Origin of the sequence: Cellulosimicrobium protaetiae, from assembly GCF_009708005.2 — a bacterium.
GTDB classification, from domain to species: domain Bacteria; phylum Actinomycetota; class Actinomycetes; order Actinomycetales; family Cellulomonadaceae; genus Cellulosimicrobium; species Cellulosimicrobium protaetiae.
In genome coordinates this window covers 1,904,664-1,921,247 of the sequence record NZ_CP052757.1, presented here as the reverse complement: position 1 = coordinate 1,921,247, position 16,584 = coordinate 1,904,664, and the positions used below count along the sequence as shown (strand labels likewise).

Genomic DNA, 16,584 nt, shown 5'->3' with positions numbered 1-16,584 from the left:
GGGAACGTCCCGGGGCAGCCCGCCGTCAGCTCCTGCCGGACGACCGTCAGATCGTGCGGCCGACGTTGTCGTCGTCCGCGAGACCACCGGGGGTCGTCTTCTGGACGTGGAGCAGGAACTCGACGTTCGTCTGCGTCTTCTTGAGCTGGCCGAGCAGCAGCTCGATCGCCTGCTGCTGGTCGAGGGCGCCCATGACACGACGGAGCTTGTAGACGATCTTCAGCTCGTCCTGCGACAGGAGGATCTCCTCGCGGCGCGTGCCGGACGCGTTGACGTCCACGGCCGGGAAGATGCGCTTGTCCGCGAGGTTGCGCGACAGGCGGAGCTCCATGTTCCCCGTGCCCTTGAACTCCTCGAAGATGACCTCGTCCATCTTGGAGCCCGTCTCGACGAGCGCCGAGGCGAGGATCGTCAGCGAGCCGCCGTTCTCGATGTTGCGGGCCGCGCCGAAGAACCGCTTGGGCGGGTAGAGCGCGGACGCGTCCACACCACCGGACAGGATGCGGCCCGAGGCCGGGGCCGCGAGGTTGTACGCGCGCGACAGGCGGGTGAGCGAGTCGAGGAGCACGACGACGTCCTGGCCGAGCTCGACCAGGCGCTTCGCGCGCTCGATCGCGAGCTCGGCGACGATCGTGTGGTCGGACGCGGGGCGGTCGAACGTCGAGGCGATGACCTCGCCCTTCACCGTCCGCTCCATGTCCGTGACCTCTTCGGGCCGCTCGTCCACGAGCACCACCATGAGGTGGACCTCGGGGTTGTTGGCCGTGATCGCGTTGGCGATCTGCTGCATGATGATCGTCTTGCCGGCCTTGGGCGGAGCGACGATGAGGCCGCGCTGGCCCTTGCCGATCGGCGCGACGATGTCGATCACGCGCGGCGTCAGGCGCGTCGCCTCGGTGTTCTCCAGGCGCAGGCGGTCCTGCGGGTACAGCGGCGTGAGCTTGGTGAACTCCGGACGCTGGCGCGCCTCGTCGGGCGACATCCCGTTGACCGTGTCCAGGCGGACGAGCGCGTTGAACTTCTGGCGCGCCGTGTTCCCCTGGTTCTCGCCCTCGCGCGGCTGGCGCACGGCGCCCGTGACCGCGTCGCCGCGGCGCAGGCCGGCCTTCTTCACCTGGCCGAGCGAGACGTAGACGTCGTTCTGGCCCGGCAGGTACCCGCTGGTGCGCACGAACGCGTAGTTGTCGAGGATGTCGAGGATGCCGGCGACGGGGAGCAGGACGTCGTCCTCGTTGACCTCGATGTCGTCGAGGCCCGCGAGGTCCGGTCCCTGGCGGTTGCGGCCGCGCTTGCGGTCACGCTCGCGGCCGCGGTCACGACCCCGGCGGCGACGGCCGCCGCGCTCGTCGTCCAGCAGCTGGCGGTCGTCACGGCGGTCGCCCTGACGCTCGCCACGGGACTGCTGGCCGGACTGCTGACCCGACTGCTGTCCACCCTGCTGGTCGCGCTGGCGCTCGCCACCGGACTGGTCGCGCTGGCGCTCGCCACCGGACTGGTCGCGCTGGCGGTCGGCGCGCGACGCGTCGCCGTCGCCCTCGCCGTTCCGGGGGGCGCCGGCGCCACGGCCCGAGCGGCGCGAGCCGCGCTCGCCCGTCACGAGGCCGACCGCCGCCGCGGCGCGCGCGGCGCGCTCGTCGGCGGACTCGTTGGACGTGTCGCGCGTGCGCACGCCCTGCTCGCCGAGCGCCTCCGCGACCGCGGCCGCGGCCTCGGACCGAGAGTCGCGACGGCCGTCGCGGCGCTCCGCGCGCTGCTCGTCGGCACGCACGGGCAGGTCGAGCACGGGAGCGGCGGTGCGCTCCTCGCGGCTCGCGGCCGACGGCGCGTCCTGTCGCGTCGCCGGCGTGGTGTCGGTGGTGCTCACCGGGCTCGCGGCGGGCCGCTCGGCGCGGCGGCTGCGGCCGCGCCCGGAGGCGGCGGGCGCCTCGGTGGTCTCACGGCCCGCGGCGTTCGCCCCGTCCGTGTCGCGCCGCGGCGCGGCGGGGCGCTCCGAGGCGCTCTGCTCGCCGGTGCGGGCGCGGATGACGTCCACAAGATCGCCCTTGCGCATCTTGGACGTGCCCTTGACCCCGAGCTGCGAGGCGAGGGCCTGCAGCTCCGGGAGGCGCAGCGTGGAGAGCGCGCCGCTCCGGGCGTTCCCGCCGGCAGCGGCCGAACCGGTCGCGCTGCTCGTGGCGGTGTCGATGGTGTCTGTCACGAAGGACCCTTCCCCCTCGTTTGCGCCCGCCTCTCAGAGGGCGGGCCGCGGGTGGTCGACGCCCGGCCGTGACGGCCGGTGCGCAGGTGTCACGCGTCAGTGGTACGACGACGTCAGCTGACGCGGGCTGGATTGCCTTCTCTCGGACGGCTCTTTCGCGGCACTTCCGCGTTGGAGAACGCTCGACTGCTGATGCGAGAGCGTGACCGAAGGCTTGACCCATCCTAGCACCGGCCCGCCCGAGGTCAGAGCCGTTCGGCGACGACGCCGCGCGTGTCGACGTCGAGGCGGTGCACGGCCCAGTCCGTGCTCCCCCCGACGAGCTCGTCCGTGACGCGCGCGACGGCGGCCAGGTCGTCCGCCGTCGACAGCACGAGGACGGTCGGGCCGGCCCCCGACACGGTCGCGGGAAGCCCGCTGGCCCGCAGCGCCTGGACGAGCTCGAACGACGACGGCATGACGTCGGCCCGGTACCCCTGGTGCAGGCGGTCGTCGGTCGCGTCGAGCAGCAGGTCGGGGCGCCGGGTCAGCGCCTCGACGAGGAGGGCCGCCCGCCCGGCGTTGAAGGCGGCGTCTGCGTGCGGCACCTGCGCCGGGAGCACGCCACGCGCCCGGCTGGTCGCGAGGCGCGCCGAGGGCACGAGCACGGTCGCCCGCACGTCGGGGTGCACCTCCAGCCGCGCGGCGCGGGGCCCGGCACCGGGTCCGGCGTCCCACGCGACGGTCGCGCCGCCCAGGAGCGCGGGCGCCGCGTTGTCGGGGTGCCCTTCGATCGCGGTCGCGAGGCCGAGCGCCACGTCGTCGTCGAGCACGGAGGGGTCCGCGACGAGCGCCCGTGCCGCCACGACGCCCGCCACGACGGCGGCCGCCGACGAGCCGAGGCCCCGCCCGTGCGGGACGCGGTTGACGCAGGACAGGTGCAGCCCGGTCCGAGGGGCACCGGCCGCGTCGAGCGCGGCGCGCAGCGCCCGCACCACGAGGTGCGACTCGTCGCCCGGGACCTCGCCGGCGCCCTCTCCCTCCACCTCGACGACGACGTCGTCGCTCGCGAGCGCCCGCACCTCGAGCACGTCGTGGAGCGCGAGCGCCAGACCCAGCGCGTCGAAGCCGGGGCCGAGGTTCGCGCTCGTCGCCGGGACGCGCACCCGCACGTGGTCCGCGCCGAGCTGCATCAGTCGAGCCCGAGGGCGTCGGCGATGGACACGACGTCGGCGCTCACGCGCGTCGGCGTCACCTCGCTGCCGTCGAGCGTGCGCAGCGCCCACTGCGGGTCCTTGAGCCCGTGGCCCGTGACCGTGACGACGATGCGCGAGCCCGCGGGCACGAGCCCGCGCTCGGCGCGCGACAGGATCCCGGCGACGCCGGCCGCCGATGCGGGCTCGACGAACACGCCGACCTCGCTCGACAGGATCCGGTGCGCGGCGAGGATCTGCTCGTCCGTGACGGACTCGATGACGCCGCCCGAGTCGTCGCGCGCCGTCTCGGCGAGCTCCCACGAGGCGGGGTTGCCGATGCGGATCGCGGTCGCGATCGTCTCCGGCTCGGTGATCGGGTGCCCGGCGACGATCGGTGCGGCGCCCGCCGCCTGGAAGCCCCACATCTGCGGCACGTGCGTCGCGACGGCCGGCAGGCCCTCGCCCGCGTGGCCGGGGGCGCCCTGGCCGGCGTACTCCCGGAAGCCCTTCCAGTACGCGGTGATGTTCCCCGCGTTGCCGACGGGCAGCGCGTGGATGTCGGGCGCGTCGCCGAGCGCGTCGACGATCTCGAACGCGCCGGTCTTCTGACCCTCGATGCGGTCGGGGTTCACCGAGTTGACGAGCTCGACCGGGTAGGAGTCGGCGAGCTTGCGCGCGGCGACGAGGCAGTCGTCGAAGTTGCCGTCGACCTGGAGCAGGCGCGCGCCGTGCGCGATCGCCTGGCTGAGCTTGCCCATCGCGATCTTGCCGTCCGGGACGAGCACGGCGCAGGTCATCCCGGCGCGCACCGCGTACGCGGCCGCCGACGCCGACGTGTTGCCCGTCGACGCGCACACGACCGCCCGCGCGCCGCGGCCCGCTGCGGCGGAGATGGCCGCCGTCATGCCGCGGTCCTTGAACGACCCCGTGGGGTTCATGCCCTCGACCTTGACGAAGACCTGCGCGCCCGTGCGCGCGGAGAGCGCCGGGGCCTCGACGAGCGGCGTGCCGCCCTCGCCGAGCGTGACGATCCGCTCGGACACGTGCTCGGGCAGCCGGTCACGGTACTCGGCGATGATGCCCTGCCACTGGTGTGCCATCTGGTGGTGTGCCATCTGGTGGTGTGCCATCTGGTGGTGTGCCTCCCGGTGAGCCATCAGGCTCCCTCGACTCTCAGGACGGACGTGATCGTGCGGACGGGATCGAGCCCGGCCACCGCGGCGACGGTGGCCGCGAGCGCCGACTCGGGCGCGGCGTGCGTGGTGATGAGCAGCTCCGCGACCCCGCCCTCGGCGTCGGCGCCCCCGGGGGCCGTGGGCTGGCGGACCGCCTCGATGGAGACGCCGTGCTCGGCGAGCGCGTGCGCGACCTGCGCGAGCACGCCCGGGCGGTCGTCGACGTCGAGCCGCACCTGGTAGCGGGTCACGGCCGCGCTCGCGGGGAGGATGGCGAGCTCCGCGTAGGTGGACTCCTGCGGACCCTTGCCCCCGAGCACGCGGTGGCGCGCGGCCGAGACGACGTCGCCCAGCACGGCCGACGCCGTCGGCGCGCCGCCCGCGCCGCGCCCGTAGAACATGAGCTCGCCGGCGGACTCCGCCTCGACGAACACGGCGTTGAACGACCCGCGCACGTTCGCGAGCGGGTGCGACGTCGGCACGAGCGCCGGGTGCACGCGCACGGACACTCCGGCGGACCCGCCCGCCGACGTGCCGTCGCGCAGCTCCGCGATCGCGAGCAGCTTGATGACGTGGCCGGTCTGCGCGGCCCACGCGACGTCGGCGGCGGTGACGGACATGATGCCCTCGCGCGCGACGTCGTCCAGCGAGACGCGCGTGTGGAAGGCGAGGCTCGCGAGGATCGCGGCCTTGGCCGCGGCGTCGTAGCCCTCGACGTCCGCCGTCGGGTCGGCCTCCGCGTACCCGAGGTCCTGCGCCTCCTTGACGGCCTCCTCGAGGCCCATGCCGGTGGTGGCCATCTGGTCGAGGACGTAGTTGGTCGTCCCGTTGACGATGCCGAGGACGCGGCGCACGTGGTCGCCCGCGAGCGACTCGCGCACGGGGCGCACGATGGGGATCGCGCCCGCGACGGCGGCCTCGAAGTAGATGTCGACGCCGGCCGCGTCGGCGGCCTTGTAGAGCGTGGGCCCGTCCTCGGCGAGCAGCGCCTTGTTCGCCGTGACGACGGCGGCGCCCGCCTCGATCGCGCGCAGCAGCAGCGCGCGCGCGGGCTCGGTGCCGCCCATGACCTCCACGACGACGTCCGCGCGCGCGACGAGGCCTTCCGCGTCCTCGGTGAGCAGCGACCGGTCGATCGCGGCGTCGCGCGGGGCCGCCGCGTCCCGCACCGCGATCCCGACGAGCTCGAGGCGTGCGCCCACGCGCGAGGCGAGGTCGTCGGCCTGCTCCGTGAGGAGCCGCGCGACCTGGGTGCCGACGACGCCGCAGCCCAGGAGGGCGACGCGCAGGGGCGGGTGGGACTCGGCGGCAGACGGCACGACGGACCTTCCTCGGGTGGTCAGGACGGGTGCGGCGCCGCGCGGCCCGGGTCGTGCCCGGGCGGCCCGGGAGCCGCAGGCACAGGATACGGCGACGAGTGCTCCCGCCCGGGGCGTGCCCACGGGTCGGATGCCGGACCGTGGGCGTGCCGGCGGTCAGCCCTCGTCGAGCGCCAGCAGGTCCTCGACGGTCTCGCGCCGTACCAGCACGCGGCTCGCGCCGTCGCGCACCGCGACGACGGGCGGGCGCGTCAGCATGTTGTAGTTCGACGCCATCGAGCGGCCGTAGGCACCCGTGGCGGGCACGGCGAGCAGGTCGCCCGCGCGTACGTCGCCGGGGAGCCGCACCTCGTGGACGACGATGTCGCCGCTCTCGCAGTGCTTGCCGACCACGCGCGCGAGCACGGGCTCCGCGTCCGACGCCCGGCCGACGACCTCCGCGTGGTACTGCGCCTCGTAGAGCGCCGGGCGGATGTTGTCGCTCATGCCGCCGTCGACCGAGACGTACGTGCGCACGCGGCCGTCGTCGAGCGTCACGGGCTTGACCGTGCCCACGGTGTAGAGCGTGAGGCCGGCCGGCCCGACGATCGCGCGACCCGGCTCGATCGAGAACCGCGGCAGCGGGGTGCCGAGCTCCGCGGCCGCCGCATCGACCGCGGCGGCGACGTCCTTCGCGACGCGCTCCGGGTCGAGCGCGACCTCCCCGGGGAGGTACGCGATCCCGTAGCCGCCGCCGATGTCGACCTCGTCGACGAGCACGCCCGTGCGTGCGGCGAGCTCCGCCCGCAGCTCCAGCACCGCGCGCGCCGCGACCTCGAACCCCGACGGGTCGAGGATCTGGGACCCGATGTGCGAGTGGATCCCGAGCAGGTGCAGCTCGGGACGCACGACCACGTCGAGCAGCGCGGCCATGGCCGGGGAGTCGCCGGCCGGGCCGCCCTCCGTGCCGCGGGGCGCCGCGATCGACAGGCCGAACTTCTGGTCCTCGTGCGCGGTCGAGATGTACTCGTGCCCGCCCGCGTGGACCCCCGTGGTCACGCGCACCATGACGGGCGCGACGACGCCGCGCTCCCCCGCGAGGCGCGCGACGCGCTCGACCTCGACGAGCGAGTCGACGATGATCCGGCCCACGCCCTCGTCGAGCGCCCGGCCGATCTCGGCGTCGGACTTGTTGTTGCCGTGCAGCCCGATCTCCGCGCCGGGCACTCCCGCCCGCAGCGCGACGGCGAGCTCTCCGCCGCTCGCGGTGTCGACCCGCAGGCCCTCCTCGCGCGCCCAGCGCGCGACCGCCACCGTCAGCAGCGCCTTGCCGGCGTAGTAGACGTCCACGTCGGACCCGACGGCGCGGAACGCCGTCTCGAACGCCGTGCGGTACCCGCGCGCGCGGGCCCGGAAGTCCGCCTCGTCGAGCACGTAGACGGGCGTGCCGTGCTCGGCCACGAGGTCGTGGACGTCGACGCCCGCGACCTCGACGGACCCGTCCTCCCGACGGCGCACGCCCCGCGACCACGGCTCGCCGGGGTGGCCCGGCAGACCCGTGCTCACATGCGCTCCGGCGCGGAGACGCCGAGCAGGCCGAGGCCGTTGGCGAGCACCTGGCGCACCGCGTCGTTGAGCCACAGGCGCGTGCGGTGCGTGTCCGTGACCTCCTCGTCCGGGTAGGGCAGGACGCGCTGCGACTTCTGCTGATACCACGTGTGGTAGTCGCCCGCGAGCGCCTCGAGGTAGCGCGCGACGCGGTGCGGCTCGCGCAGCTCGGCGGCCTGGGCCACGATGCGCGGGAACTCGGTGAGGCGCCCGATGAGCGCGGCCTCGCTCGGGTGGTCGAGCAGCGCGGGCTCGAAGCCGTCGGCGCGCGCGACGCCGCGGTCGGCCGCGTTGCGGTCCACGGCCGCCGTGCGCGAGTGCGCGTACTGCACGTAGTAGACGGGGTTCTCGTTCGTCGCCCGCGCGAGCAGGTCGAGGTCGAGGTCGATGTTCTGGTCCGCGGACGAGCGCGCGAGCGAGTAGCGCGCGGCGTCGACGCCGACCGCGTCCACGAGGTCCTCGAGCGTCACGACGGTCCCGGCGCGCTTGGACATGCGCACGGGCTGGCCGTCCTTGACGAGGTTGACCATCTGCCCGATGAGGAGCTGCAGGTTCTTCCCCGGGGTGTCGCCGAACGCGGCGCACACCGCCATCATGCGGCCCACGTACCCGTGGTGGTCGGCGCCGAGCATGATGATGGCCTCGTCGAAGCCGCGCTCGCGCTTGTCGAGGTAGTACGCGATGTCGCCCGCGATGTACGCAGCGTCGCCGTCCGACTTGATGACGACGCGGTCCTTGTCGTCGCCGAAGTCGGTCGTGCGCAGCCACGTCGCGCCGTCCTGCTCGAACATGTGGCCGGACGCGCGCAGGCGCTCGACGGCCCGCTCCACGGCACCGGACTCGTGCAGCGAGTCCTCGTGGAAGTACACGTCGAAGTCGACGCCGAAGTCGTGCAGCGACGCCTTGATCTCGCCGAACATGCGCTCGACGCCGCGCGACCGGAAGACCTCCTGCGCCTCGGCGTCGGGCAGCGTGCGCGGGTCCGGGTCGCCCGCGGCGAGCGCGTCGGCGATCACCGCGTCGGCGATCTCGGAGATGTACTCGCCGCCGTACCCGTCCTCGGGCGCCTCCAGCCCGCGGGCGCGCGCGAGGAGCGAGCGCGCGAAGCGGTCGATCTGCGCACCGTGGTCGTTGAAGTAGTACTCGCGCGTCACGTCCGCGCCGCTCGCCTCGAGCACGCGCGCGAGCGAGTCGCCGACGGCGGCCCAGCGGACGCCGCCGATGTGGATCGGGCCGGTGGGGTTGGCGGAGACGAACTCGAGGTTGACCTTCGTGCCCGCCTCCGAGTCGTTGCGTCCGTAGGCCGGGCCCGCGTCGACGATCGTGCGCGCGAGCTCGCCCGCGGCGGCCGCGTCGAGCGTGATGTTGAGGAAGCCCGGGCCGGCGACGTCCACGGCCTTGACGCCCGGGGTCGCGGCGAGCCGCGTCGCGAGATCCTCGGCGAGGGCGCGCGGCGTCGTGCCCGCCTTCTTGGCGAGCTGGAGCGCGACGTTCGTGGCCCAGTCGCCGTGCTCGCGCTGGCGGGGTCGCTCCACGTGGACGCGCTCGGGGACCGCGGTCGGGTCCAGGGCGAGGGTGCCGTCGGCGACGGCGGCGGCCAGGGCAGCGCTCAGCGCTTCGGAGAGCTCGTCGGGGGTCACCGGGCGATTCTACCGAGGCACGAGCACGCTCGGTGGCGTCATGTCGCGGGGACGCCCGCAGGGCGCCCGGGCCACGGACGGGCCGCGACGCCAACGGGGTCCACGCACCCCGGGCGGGCTGGTAGTCTCGTGCATCGCGTCGACGGACACCGTCGGCGCTCGCCCTCGTAGCTCAGTGGATAGAGCGTCTGCCTCCGGAGCAGAAGGTCGTAGGTTCGAATCCTATCGAGGGCACCCTGCACCGCTCCGACGAGCCCGGCCCGCTTCCTGCGGCCGGGCTCGTGCCGCCTCCGGGCCCACTGCCGTCCCACGACCCTGCGGAGGACGCTCCCCGCGTACGACGTCCCCCGGGTACGACGACGCCCGGCGTAGGGCCCGCTACGGTGGGGCGATGACCGACGGCGGCTACGGGGACTTCGAGTTCGAGCGGCGGTTCCTCGTGCGCGACCTGCCCGAGGACCTGCGCGACGCGCCCGCGCTCATCGTGCAGAGCTACTACCTGGCGGACGAGGGCTACGCGCTGCGGCTGCGCGCCAAGGTGCCGACGGTCGACGCGACGATGGACACGGAGACGGACCCGGTGCGCCTGCTCGACCGGTTCGCGCCCGCCGTCGACCTGTGCACGCTCACGGTGAAGGGGCCGATGGCGGGCGGCACGCGGTACGAGGCGGAGCGCGAGGTCGACGTCGCGGTCGGCGTGCAGATGATCCGTCGCGGCGGCGCACGCGTCGTCAAGACGCGGTACTCGCTCTGGGTCGGTGCGGACGGCTGGGTCGTCGACGTCTTCGGCGGGGCGAACCACCCGCTCGTCGTCGCGGAGTGCGAGCGCACCGGGCCGGTGACGGACCTGCAGATCCCCGCGTTCTGCGTCACGGAGCTCACGGACGACCCCCGCTTCTCCAACGACGCCCTGGCGAGCCGGCCCTACGGCGCGTGGCGCGCGACGTTCGAGGCCGAGCTCGCGGCGTCGGGGCCGAGGTTCCTCCAGGACTTCGGGCACAACGAGCGGCTCGCGGGTCCGTAGGTCCCGCCGCCGGACGTCGCTGCTCGGCGCACGGGGGCGAGCGTGACGAGCGCACGCTGCCTGCAGGGCGTCAGCGCAGCGCGTCGGCCGCGGCGCACACCGCGGCGACGTCGAACCGGACGGTGCGGCGGTCGACCGGAACCCACCCGGGCTCGTGCCCGAACAGCACGGCCCACGGCAGCATCCCCGACGAGACGTGCTCGCGCGCGTGGTCGTGCGCCCGGGCGTCGGCGACCTCCCGCTCCACGGCGTCCTCCAGCGCCACGAGCTCGGCACGCACGGCCTCGCCCTTGTCCGTCAGGCGACGAGCCTGGCCGGGCTCGAGGTATCCGTCGCGGCGCGCACCCTGCACGACGCGGCGCGACGCCTCGCGCACCCTCCCGCGGAGGTCGTCGTCGGCGGGGTCGAGCACGATGCGTGCCACCGGCCGCACGTCGTCGCCGAACAGCGCGGACAGGGAGACGTGCTCGCGTTCCGAGGTGGGCGGCGCGTCGAGGAGGACGAGCGCCGGAGGCCCGGGGGACGGCGTCGGCTCCACGCGGACGAGGCCGGTGAGCGCGAGGCTCAGCACCTGCGCGGCGAGCGCGTGCTCGGGGCGGCGCAGGACGACCGCGGCGAGGAGCAGGTCGGCCACGGTTCCGACGATACGGCGCCCCGGGCCGCCGCGGCGTGCGACGGGCCGCGCGTCAGGAGTTCTGGACCTCTTCGACGCCCTGGACGAACTCGAAGTGCCACGGCTCGTAGGCGCCGCTGCCGCCACGCTTGGCCCAGGCGGGGTTGGCCCAGCCGTACGTGGCGCCGTTCTGGTTGATCCACGCGTAGACCTCGCGCGAGCCGGTCTCGACGGAGCAGAGGTCGATCGCGAGGCCCCAGCCGTGCATCGACCAACCGGGGGGTGCGGCGAACGCGCCGCGCGAGGACTTGAGCGAGACCTGCGTCGAGAGCGTGCGGTACGAGGAGACGAGGCACAGGTCGCGACCGAACGTCGCCCGGAAGGCCTCGTTCATGGCCGACAGCGAGACGGCCGCGTCGGGCCGCAGGTGCTCGCCGGCCTGCCAGAGCTCGCACAGCGCGTGCTCGTCGAGCTTGCCGTTCGTGCCGGCGGGTCGCACGGTGGGGTCGCACCCCGGGAGCGGGTCACGTGCGGCGGAGCGGGACGCCGCCTCGCGCCGCACCTCGACGCGCGGGGCGGCGGCGACGTTCGCGGAGACCGCGGGCGCCGTCGACGCGGCGGTCGCGAGGTCGAGGGCGCTGGGACCCAGCGGGCGGGTGTCCGGCTCGAAGGGCGAGCCGGTGCCGAGGGCGTCGTCCGCCCCGGCGGACAGCGGCATCGCGATCGTCGCGGCCGCGAGCGTCCCGAGGACGGCCATGCGCGGCACCCAGCGGTGCTGGCTGGAGACCTGTGCCTGGGGGCGACGGCGGCGCGTACCCTGCTCCGCCTCGCGCCGTGCCCGTCGGGACTCGAGGGCGGGTGCGTCGGTCTGCTGCGACTCCACCCGCCACCTGCCTCTCACGCTTCCGGGTGGCTCTCGGGCCACCGACGACCGATCAATCACGGCACAGTAACGAAGCACTCCGTCGATGCCAAGTCCCCTGCTCAGCGCCAGGGACGGACCCGCGCGAGCACGTCACGGACGACGCTGCATCGCGTCGCGCACCTCCCCCACGAGCTCCTCGAGGATGTCCTCGAGGAACACGACCCCGAGGGCGCCGCCGCCCTCGGGCGCGTCGACCCGCGCGAGGTGCGCGCCCGAACGCTGCATCGCCCGGAGCGCGTCCTCGACCTCGTCCCCCGGCGCGGCGGTCGCGAGCGCCCGCACGCGCCACGACGGGACGGGGGCCCCGCGCGTCGTCTCGTCCGCGTAGAGCACGTCCTTGACGTGGAGGTAGCCCACGAGCTCGCCCGTGGCGTCGGCGACGGCGAACCGCGAGAACCCCGTCTTCGCGACGAGCCGCTCGACCTCGTCCGGCGTGCAGCCCTCGGTGACGGTGACGAGGTCCGCGACCGGGACCATGACGTCCTGCGCGGTGCGCTCGGAGAACTCGATCGCGCCCGAGAGGAGGCCCTGCTCGTCCCGCAGCACGCCCTCCGCCTGGGAGTGCACGACGATCGACTGCACCTCCTGCGCGGTGAACGCGGAGGCGACCTCGTCCTTGGGCTCGACGCCCGTCGCGCGGACGGCGTGGTTCGCGAGCCAGTTCAGCGCGACGATGACCGGCCGCAGCACGCGCCCGATCCACACGAGCGGCGGGCCGAACCACATGACCGCCGTCTCGGGGCCCGCGACCGCGAGGTTCTTGGGGACCATCTCCCCGAGCACCACGTGCAGGTAGACGACGATCGCGAGCGCGACCACGAAGGCGATCGGGTGCGCGAGGGACGTGCTCACGCCGAGCGCGTGCAGCGGGTCCTCGATGAGGTGCGCGAGCGCCGGCTCCGCGACGACGCCGAGACCCGTGGAGCAGACCGTGACGCCGAGCTGGGCGCACGCGAGCATGAGGGACACGTTCTCCATCGCCCACAGCACGGTCTGCGCGCGCCGGTTGCCCTGGGCCGCGAGCGGTTCGATCGCCGAGCGGCGCGCGGAGATGACGGCGAACTCGGCGCCCACGAAGAACGCGTTGCCCGCGAGCAGGAGGACGGCGACGAGGAGCGCGGTGGTCGAGCTCACGACCCCACCTCCACCGGGGTCGCGCGGACCGAGAGCCGCTCGACCCGCCGCCCCTCCATCGCCTCGACGCGCAGCACGACGCGGTCGCGACCGTCGCCCGCGACGACCTCGTCGCCCGGCTCCGGCACCCGCCCGAGCCGCGCCATGACGAGGCCGCCGAGCGTCTCGTACGCGCCGTCCTCCGGGGCACGGAGCCCCGTCACCTCGGTGAGCTCGTCGGGCCGCATCACGCCGGGCACGAGCCACGAACCGTCCGCGCGCCGCGCCGCGCCGGAGCGCCGCGGGTCGTGCTCGTCCGCCACGTCCCCCACGAGCTCCTCGACGACGTCCTCGAGCGTCACGACGCCCGACGTGCCGCCGTACTCGTCCACGACGACCGCCATCTGGAGCCCGAAGCCCCGCAGCTCGACGAGCAGCGGGCCGAGACGCACGGTCTCGGGGACCCGGGGCGCCTCGACCATCAGGGCGGCCGCCGGCACGTCCTCGCGGCGGTCGAACGGGACCGCGACGGCGCGGCGCAGGTGGACCAGCCCCACGACGTCGTCCCGGTCCTCGCCGATGACGGGGAACCGGGAGTGCCCGGTCCGGCGCGCGGCGTCCACGACGTCCGCGGCGGTCGCGTCCCGGTCGACGACGACCATCCGCATCCGGTCCGTCATGACGTCGACCGCGCTGAGCTCGTCGAGCTCGATGGAGTTGGTGAGGAGCGTCGCGACGGACACGTCGAGCGTGCCCTCCTGGGCCGAGCGTCGGACCAGGGCCGCGAGCTCCGACGCGGAGCGTGCCCCGGACAGCTCCTCGCGCGGCTCGACGCCGACCCGGCGCAGGATCGCGTTGGCCGAGCCGTTCAGCACCGCGATCACGGGGCGGAACAGCTTGGTGAACTGGCGCTGCACCGGCACGACCTGCCGTGCGGTCGCGTACGGGGCGCTGAGCGCGAAGTTCTTGGGGATGAGCTCGCCGAAGAGCATCGAGACGAGGTTCACGACGAGGAGGGCGAGGACCCCGGCGAGCACCGCGGACGCCGCCTGTCCGAGCGCCGTCCCGCGCAGACCGGCCCCGAACAGCGAGAGCAGCGCGGGCTGGGCGGTGTAGCCGAGGAGGATGGTCGTGAGCGTGATGCCCACCTGCGCCGACGAGAGCTCGGTCGACAGGTGCTTGAGGCCGGCCCGGACGCTGCGGTCGCGGCGGTCGGCCCGGGGGGCGGCTCGGGACGACGGGGAGCCGCGTCCGTCGCCCTCCTGCTCGGGGTCGTCCGTGGCGGGGAGGACGGCGGGGTCGATCGTGACCAGGGAGAACTCGCTGGCCACGAAGACGGCGGTACCTGCGGTGAGGAGCACCCCGAGCGCGACCATGACCCAGTCGCCTACCACGAGGTGCTCCACCGATATCGGGAGGTGCTCTTCATCGTGCCGACGATGCTAGCGCCCGCACCGGGCGGGACGCCTGGGCGGACGACCCTCGACGACCGGGGACGCACGCCTTCCACGCGGTCCCGAAATCCGGCCGACCTGGACCGACGTGTGCCACGCTGTAGCCATGGCAGATCCGAGGGCAGCGAGCGCATCACCGACCGGCGCGGGCGCCGGTCCCGTCCCGGGCCGCGGGCCCGTGCCCACGACGGCGCCGTTGACCGGCGGGACCCCGCAGCAGGCGGCCACGGTGCTCGTCGTCGAGGACGAGCCGGCCATCGCGACCGCGATCGCGCAGCGGCTGAGCGCAGAGGGCTGGCGCGTCGAGGTCGCGCGCGACGGTCTCTCGGGGGTCGACGCCGCGACCCGGCTGCGCCCGGACGTCATCGTGCTCGACGTCATGCTGCCCGGCATCGACGGCCTCGAGGTGACCCGGCGCATCCAGGCGGAGCAGCCCGTCCCGATCCTCATGCTCACCGCGCGCGACGACGAGACCGACATGCTCATCGGCCTCGGCGTGGGCGCCGACGACTACATGACGAAGCCGTTCTCGATGCGCGAGCTGGTCGCGCGCATCAAGGCGCTCCTGCGCCGGGTCGACCGCGCCACGCAGGCCGCGAGCACCGCACCGTCCGACCCGCCGATGACGGTGGGCGACGTGACGATCGACAAGGCCCAGCGCCGCGTCTACCGCGCGGGCGAGGAGGTCCACCTCACGCCCACCGAGTTCGAGCTCCTCGTCATGCTGGCGAGCTCGCCCAAGACCGTGCTCACGCGTGAGCGGCTCCTCGCGGAGGTGTGGGACTGGGCCGACGCGAGCGGGACGCGCACCGTCGACTCGCACATCAAGGCGCTGCGCCGCAAGCTCGGCGCCGACCTCATCCGCACGGTGCACGGCGTCGGCTACGCGTTCGAGCCGCCCGCCGGATGACCCCCTCCCCCGCCGACCCTGCCGACGGCGCGGGCCCGGCCCGGCCCGCGGTCGGGCCGACGAACCCGGCACCGGGGCGCAACGGCGTCCACCGGGCGCACGCGATCCGCCCGCACCTGCCCGACGTCCGGCCGCTCGACTCGTTCCGCTCGCTGAAGATCAAGCTGGGCGTGCTCGTCGCGGCGACCGTGACGCTGGCGGTGCTCATCACGTGGATCGGGCTGCAGAACCAGCTCGGCCCGTCCCGCACGTTCCCGCTCGCGATCGTCCTGTCGCTGCTGCTCACCCAGCTCCTCGCGCGCGGCATGACGTCCCCGCTGCGCGAGATGACCGCGGCGGCGCGCGCGATGGCCGACGGCGACTACACCCGCCGCGTGCGCGCGACGAGCCGCGACGAGGTGGGCCAGCTCGCGGTCGCGTTCAACGTCATGGCGGAGGACCTCGCGACGAGCGACCAGGTGCGACGCGAGCTCATCGCGAACGTCTCGCACGAGCTCCGGACCCCCGTCGCGGCGCTCCAGGCGCAGCTCGAGAACGTCGTCGACGGCGTGACGCCCCCGACGCCCGCGACGATGGAGATGGCGCTGGCGCAGACCGAGCGGCTCACGCGGCTCGTCTCCTACCTCCTGGACCTCTCGCGCATCGAGGCCGGGGCGGCCGCCCTCAACATCACCGAGATCGACGTCGGCGACTTCCTCGAGGAGAACGCCGAGGGCGTGTCGATGGTCGAGGCCGGGAAGCAGCTGCGCTACGTCGTCGACGTGACGCCGCCGGACCTCGTGCTCGAGGCGGACCGGGAGCGCCTGCACCAGGTCGTGACGAACCTGCTGCAGAACGCGATCCGCCACAGCCCGCAGGGCGGCGAGATCCGGCTCGAGGCCTACCCCGTGGACGACGACGTCGTGCTCGAGATCGTGGACGAGGGTCCGGGGATCGCGAAGGAGGACCGGGAGCGCATCTTCGAGCGCTTCGCGCGGGCCAGCGCGACGGGCACCCACACGACGACCGGAGGGTCGACGGGCGGGACGGGGATCGGCCTGGCGATCGTCCGGTGGGCGGTCGACCTCCACGGTGGACGGATCGAGGTGGCCGACTCGCGCCGCGGCGCCACGATGCGGGTCACGCTCCCGGCGCACCCCGACGCCCTGCCCGACCTTCCGGGACCCGGTACCGACGACGGGACCGGGCACGCAGAGGCCTCGTGAGTGTCGCGGTTCCCGGCGGGCCGGGAACCGCACCATCCCGCGTGAGATCCGTCACACCGCGACGGTCGGATACCTCGGTATGGCGTGGAATTCCGCGATCTTGCCCTCCGACCATCGATGCGTGGCGTCGCGTTTGCCTTGCCCAGACGTGGCGTGAAGAACCCGCGAACAGGCGGGGACGGAACGCCCCGCGCGGCCCGCTGGGCCGTCGCCGAGGGCCTACGCTGGAGTGGTCCGGGATCCGGAC

At 74.4% G+C, this 16,584-nt stretch carries 13 protein-coding genes and 1 tRNA gene; 4 read left to right on the top strand and 10 right to left on the bottom strand.

Features of this window, described 5'->3' with window-relative positions:
- Positions 1 to 46: 46 nt before the first annotated feature.
- From rho to argS, 6 genes are all read right to left on the bottom strand, one after another.
- Positions 47 to 2,197 carry a transcription termination factor Rho gene (gene rho / locus FIC82_RS08125; RefSeq protein WP_168731627.1) on the bottom strand — a complete coding sequence of 717 codons (2,151 nt, stop codon included), beginning with the start codon at positions 2,195 to 2,197 and terminating at the stop codon, positions 47 to 49.
- A 245-nt stretch (positions 2,198 to 2,442) separates the two neighbouring features.
- On the bottom strand, positions 2,443 to 3,369 hold the full coding sequence (thrB, locus tag FIC82_RS08120; RefSeq protein WP_154798213.1) for a homoserine kinase: 927 nt from the start codon (positions 3,367 to 3,369) through the stop codon (positions 2,443 to 2,445).
- Positions 3,369 to 4,472, bottom strand: coding sequence for a threonine synthase (thrC, locus tag FIC82_RS08115; RefSeq protein WP_154799986.1), 1,104 nt, complete (start codon positions 4,470 to 4,472; stop codon positions 3,369 to 3,371). Before thrC ends, thrB begins: the two co-directional genes overlap by 1 nt.
- Positions 4,473 to 4,528: 56 nt before the next feature.
- On the bottom strand, positions 4,529 to 5,866 hold the full coding sequence (locus tag FIC82_RS08110; RefSeq protein ID WP_171445695.1) for a homoserine dehydrogenase: 1,338 nt from the start codon (positions 5,864 to 5,866) through the stop codon (positions 4,529 to 4,531).
- Positions 5,867 to 6,022: 156 nt separating this feature from the next.
- Positions 6,023 to 7,411, bottom strand: a complete 1,389-nt coding sequence (gene lysA, locus FIC82_RS08105) for a diaminopimelate decarboxylase (RefSeq protein WP_168731626.1) — start codon at positions 7,409 to 7,411, stop codon at positions 6,023 to 6,025.
- Entirely contained in the window at positions 7,408 to 9,093 is a 1,686-nt protein-coding gene (argS, locus tag FIC82_RS08100; RefSeq protein ID WP_168731625.1) for an arginine--tRNA ligase, read from the bottom strand. Before argS ends, lysA begins: the two co-directional genes overlap by 4 nt.
- 161 nt (positions 9,094 to 9,254) lie before the next feature.
- Here argS and FIC82_RS08095 point away from each other — a divergent pair.
- Together FIC82_RS08095 and FIC82_RS08090 are read left to right on the top strand one after the other, a co-directional pair.
- Positions 9,255 to 9,327, top strand: a tRNA-Arg gene (locus FIC82_RS08095).
- A 157-nt stretch (positions 9,328 to 9,484) separates the two neighbouring features.
- Entirely contained in the window at positions 9,485 to 10,117 is a 633-nt protein-coding gene (locus FIC82_RS08090; RefSeq protein WP_154798212.1) for a CYTH domain-containing protein, read from the top strand.
- Between the two features lie 70 nt (positions 10,118 to 10,187).
- Here the strand turns inward: FIC82_RS08090 and FIC82_RS08085 are convergent, their stop codons facing one another.
- The 4 genes from FIC82_RS08085 to FIC82_RS08070 all read right to left on the bottom strand — a co-directional run bounded on the left by FIC82_RS08085 (position 10,188) and on the right by FIC82_RS08070 (position 14,162).
- The gene (locus tag FIC82_RS08085; RefSeq protein WP_154798211.1) at positions 10,188 to 10,751 is read right to left on the bottom strand and encodes a hypothetical protein; all 564 of its coding nucleotides are present in this window, start codon (positions 10,749 to 10,751) and stop codon (positions 10,188 to 10,190) included.
- A 52-nt stretch (positions 10,752 to 10,803) separates the two neighbouring features.
- Positions 10,804 to 11,613, bottom strand: a complete 810-nt coding sequence (locus tag FIC82_RS08080) for a M15 family metallopeptidase (RefSeq protein ID WP_168731624.1) — start codon at positions 11,611 to 11,613, stop codon at positions 10,804 to 10,806.
- A gap of 132 nt (positions 11,614 to 11,745) precedes the next feature.
- The gene (locus FIC82_RS08075) at positions 11,746 to 12,789 is read right to left on the bottom strand and encodes a hemolysin family protein (protein WP_168731623.1); all 1,044 of its coding nucleotides are present in this window, start codon (positions 12,787 to 12,789) and stop codon (positions 11,746 to 11,748) included.
- Complete coding sequence (locus FIC82_RS08070) at positions 12,786 to 14,162, bottom strand: hemolysin family protein (protein WP_168731622.1); 1,377 nt, start codon at positions 14,160 to 14,162, stop codon at positions 12,786 to 12,788. The genes FIC82_RS08075 and FIC82_RS08070 overlap by 4 nt, the downstream gene beginning before the upstream one ends.
- A 289-nt stretch (positions 14,163 to 14,451) precedes the next feature.
- Between FIC82_RS08070 and FIC82_RS08065 the strand changes: the two genes are divergently transcribed.
- Positions 14,452 to 15,132: a response regulator transcription factor gene (locus FIC82_RS08065; protein WP_168732236.1), complete on the top strand. Its 681-nt coding sequence runs from the start codon at positions 14,452 to 14,454 to the stop codon at positions 15,130 to 15,132.
- Complete coding sequence (locus FIC82_RS08060) at positions 15,129 to 16,337, top strand: sensor histidine kinase (RefSeq protein ID WP_154798209.1); 1,209 nt, start codon at positions 15,129 to 15,131, stop codon at positions 16,335 to 16,337. The genes FIC82_RS08065 and FIC82_RS08060 overlap by 4 nt, the downstream gene beginning before the upstream one ends.
- Positions 16,338 to 16,584: the final 247 nt, after the last annotated feature.